This window comes from uncultured Campylobacter sp., assembly GCF_937997405.1.
Lineage (GTDB): Bacteria > Campylobacterota > Campylobacteria > Campylobacterales > Campylobacteraceae > Campylobacter_B.
Map to the genome: position 1 here is coordinate 1 of NZ_CALKTL010000183.1, position 3,799 is coordinate 3,799.

Genomic DNA, 3,799 nt, shown 5'->3' on the forward strand with positions numbered 1-3,799 from the left:
GTTGTAGGGGCGGCGGTAATCGGTGTGGAGAACACGCCAGGTCTTGAGGTTCGCAATGACACGTTCAATAAGGGTGCCGTCGATGATGTACTGGCGGATCTGGGTCTAGGTCCCCCGTGCCGCGAGGATAAGATAAAATTTTGATCCCGTGTCGCCGCGGTAAGATAAAATTTTTGATCCCGCGTTATCGCAGCGGTAAAATTCTAATTCTGCGGCGACGGCGAGCCGAAAGCCCCGATCCTGCGGCGATAAAATTTAGGTAGCGATCCGCCGTAAGCGATAAAGTTTCTCTCTTTCACTCTCGCTTCATTTAGAGATTGTAAAATTGCGCAAAATTTAAAACGAAAGGATCAAAATGAAAATTTTCAAAGCCTTAATCTGCCTCTTTGCTTTGGCGGCGGGTTATTTAGTCGCGCTAAATGCGGCGAGCAGCAGCGCGGCGGATGCAAATTTTAAAGTAAAAGGGGGCGGCATGAACGCAAACGTGAAAGAAATTTATCTGGCAGGCGGCTGCTTTTGGGGTATGGAGGCGTATTTCAAGCAGCTTGACGGCGTAGTCGCGACGCAGGTGGGCTACGCCAACGGCAAGAGCGATAAGGCAAGCTACGAGGAGCTGCATAGCAGCGATCACGCCGAGACGCTACACTTAAAATACGACGCAAACGTCATCAGCGAGCCTGAAATTTTAGCGCATTATTTCCGCATCATCGATCCATTCTCGATCGACAAGCAGGGTAATGACCGCGGGCGCCAATACCGCACGGGCATCTACTATGCCGACGAGGCGAGCGGCGAGATCGCGCGCTATTTCATAGCGGCGCAGCAGGCAAAATTTAAAGAAAAGATCGCCGTCGAAGTGGCGCCGCTAAAGAATTTCGTCCGCGCCGAGGAGTATCATCAGGACTACCTCGGCAAAAACCCGGGCGGATACTGCCACATCGATCTGCGCCTAGCCAAAAAGCCGCTTGAGGACGATGAGAAATTTAAAGTGCAAAGCAAGGAGGAGCTGAAGAAAAATTTAACCGAGCTTCAGTATCAGGTCACGCAGGAAAAGGCGACAGAGCGGCCGTTTTCGAGCGAATACGACAAGAATTATAAAAAGGGCATCTACATCGACATCGTGTCGAAAAAGCCGCTTTTTTCATCCACTGATAAATTTGACGCGGGCTGCGGCTGGCCGAGTTTTTCAAAGCCGATAACGACCGATGCGATCGCCTATGCGCGAGACGACAGCCACGGCATGCAGCGCGTCGAGGTCTCCAGCCGCGTAGGAGGCAGCCATCTGGGGCACGTCTTTGAGGACGGACCGAGAGAGAAGGGCGGTATGAGATACTGCATCAACGGCGCGAGTTTGAAATTTATCCCGCTTGAGGAGATGGACGCGCTAGGCTACGGGGATTATAAAATTTACGTAGAGTAACGCGGGCTAGGGCTTTGGCTCGGCGATCGGTTCAGCAGTCAGTCGGTTAGTTTTATACGGCTCGACTGCCGATCGGTTGGCGGTATATCGGTTCGGCAGTCGGTCATTTTGCAACTCGGGCGTGCGCTCATCTAGTCTGCGGCTACTGCTTTTGGCGCTCGTCGGTTTTATACGGCTCCGCTATCGATAAATTTGGCGGTTGGTCGGTGATTTTACAATCACTAGCTTACGGGCATTTTATCGATCGATTTGACGGCTATACGATCGATTTTTAATCGGTCGGTTGCCGATCGGTTTGGCTGGCGGCTAAGGATGGAATTTTAAAATTCCAAATACGATAAAAATTTAGCGGTAGTGGACTTTTAAAAATTTATCGATACGGAATTTCATGCGGCGCGAGCCGCTAAATAAAAATGCGCGGACGCAGTCCGCCCCGCTAGCGTCGTCGGAGGTTGGGTGGGGTTTGGGGCGGGAAGGGGAGCGACCTCGCAATTGGGATCCCCTTCCCGCTCCAAGAAACAGAAAATACGGCATAAATTTCACAAGCCGTGGATTCAGCGATAAAATTTTGAAATTTTATCTCTTAAAATATAATAAGTGTAGCATGCTTAGCAAGAGATGCGGCGTAAAATTTGAAATTCCGCAACGAAAACGGCGTCTATGCAATGCCCGCTCTGCATCCGCGTCGCAAATTTTAAATTTAGGATAAAATTTTAATGGCTAGCCCCGCGCAAAATAGAAAAATTCCCGCATAGATCGCTAAAAACGGCGCGATTATCGCATAATGTATGACGAACTCGAAAAAATTGTAGATCAAATGCTTGCTTTTGGGCTCTTTAAATTTTAATTCTAGCGGCTCGTTCGAATTAAACGGCGTATTGGATCGCAAGATGTGCCTCGGACTAAACATCCAGCGCACCAAGTCTATTTTATTGCGCTGCATATAGTCTTTGCCAATCCCGCATACGCCGTTTATATAGCATGCAAAAGCCGCCGAAAAACAAAATGAGCCCGATGTCGATCAGTCTATCCGCCATAGCGATCTTTCCTTTGTCTTTTAAATTTAGAAATTTAGCCCGCCGTGTTTGCTCTTGCCGTTTGCCTATTGAAATTCTAATTTTGCAGGATTGCACTCTTTATCGGCTTTGCAATCTTCTAACTTTTTGATCATCTCATTCAAATATTCTTTATTGTATGCCAAATCTCGAGCCATCGTCATATATTTTATTACCTCGTCTATGTCTAAAGAGTGATAAAAGTAAGTTAGTGCGCAAAATAAGTAAGATTCGCCTATTTTGCCTACTTCACAAGCCCTAGATAATCTTTTTAATCCCATAGGGAATTTATTCATTTTGATTAACAGATTGCCCGATATGTCGCAAGATAAAGCATTTCCAATCTCATCTTTTTCAAAACAATTTTTATCAATGATAGTTAATAAACTCTGACAAGCGCTATATTTACCGTCGCCCATATTGCACTTTTTAATAAGTTGCGAGATCTCTTGTGAGAAAATTTTATCGCATCCTCCATAGGAGTGCGAAGCATCACAATCATTCAACGCCTTACCGAGCTCTTCGGCGGACATTTTATAAAACTCGTCGCTTAAAATTTTAATTCCCGCAGAATTTTGTCCTTGTGCCTCGCTTGGCTCCGTATCTTGCATCGCAAAAGCAGCCCCGCAAAGACCGAGCCACAGCACAAACGCCAAAAATACTTGCTTCATTTTCTCTCCTTCGTTCATTTCATTACTTGCTTATGATACCTAAAAAGCAATAAATTTTATTTATTTTGCGTGGGATTTGGGCTGCAAGGTCGTAAATTTTTAAGACATTTTAAATTTGCCTCGCGGAATTTTAAGTAGGTTAAATTTTAAATTCCAAAATGCAATCCTTAAGCAAGTTAAATTTCGGCGCGATACAAGGTAAATTTGAGTAGGCTAAAATTCTTGCACGTTGGAATTTAAAAGAAAAACTAGGCGTCGCGATCGGGCAAATGCGAAAAATGCGAAGCTAAAATTTATCGCATGTCGAAATTTAAACCGCCTTTTTGGTTAAATTTAAGCTAAAAACGCTATAATCCCGTTTTCTTTTATTTCGTGCGCTCGTAGCTCAGCTGGATAGAGCATTTGATTGCGGTTCAAAAGGTCGGGGATTCGAATTCCTCCGGGCGCACCATCCACAAATATCTTTTTAAACCGAGCTTCGCTATAATCCGTTAAATTTTAATCTTGGATGTCTTACTGGTTCATTCTTCTTGAGAGTAATGAATAATAAGGTATTCTTCACTATTTCGGTATTGATGATGGCTATTGCTATGATATGGTTAGGCGTTGGAACACGTGATACAGCAGTATATGTTGCCATCGCACTTGTAGGT

At 45.2% G+C, this 3,799-nt stretch carries 2 protein-coding genes and 1 tRNA gene; 2 read left to right on the top strand and 1 reads right to left on the bottom strand.

Annotated elements, in window-relative coordinates; translation table 11 throughout:
• Positions 1 to 355: 355 nt before the first annotated feature.
• Positions 356 to 1,420 (top strand): peptide-methionine (R)-S-oxide reductase MsrB, encoded by a 1,065-nt coding sequence (msrB, locus tag Q0372_RS09715; protein WP_298105378.1) that lies wholly within the window; start codon positions 356 to 358, stop codon positions 1,418 to 1,420.
• Between the two features lie 1,102 nt (positions 1,421 to 2,522).
• On the opposite strand, the gene Q0372_RS09720 is transcribed toward msrB, so the two are convergent.
• Entirely contained in the window at positions 2,523 to 3,146 is a 624-nt protein-coding gene (locus tag Q0372_RS09720) for a hypothetical protein (RefSeq protein ID WP_298105381.1), read from the bottom strand.
• Positions 3,147 to 3,520: 374 nt separating this feature from the next.
• On the opposite strand from Q0372_RS09720, the gene Q0372_RS09725 reads away from it, so the two are divergent.
• A tRNA-Arg gene (locus Q0372_RS09725) sits at positions 3,521 to 3,597 on the top strand.
• Positions 3,598 to 3,799: the final 202 nt, after the last annotated feature.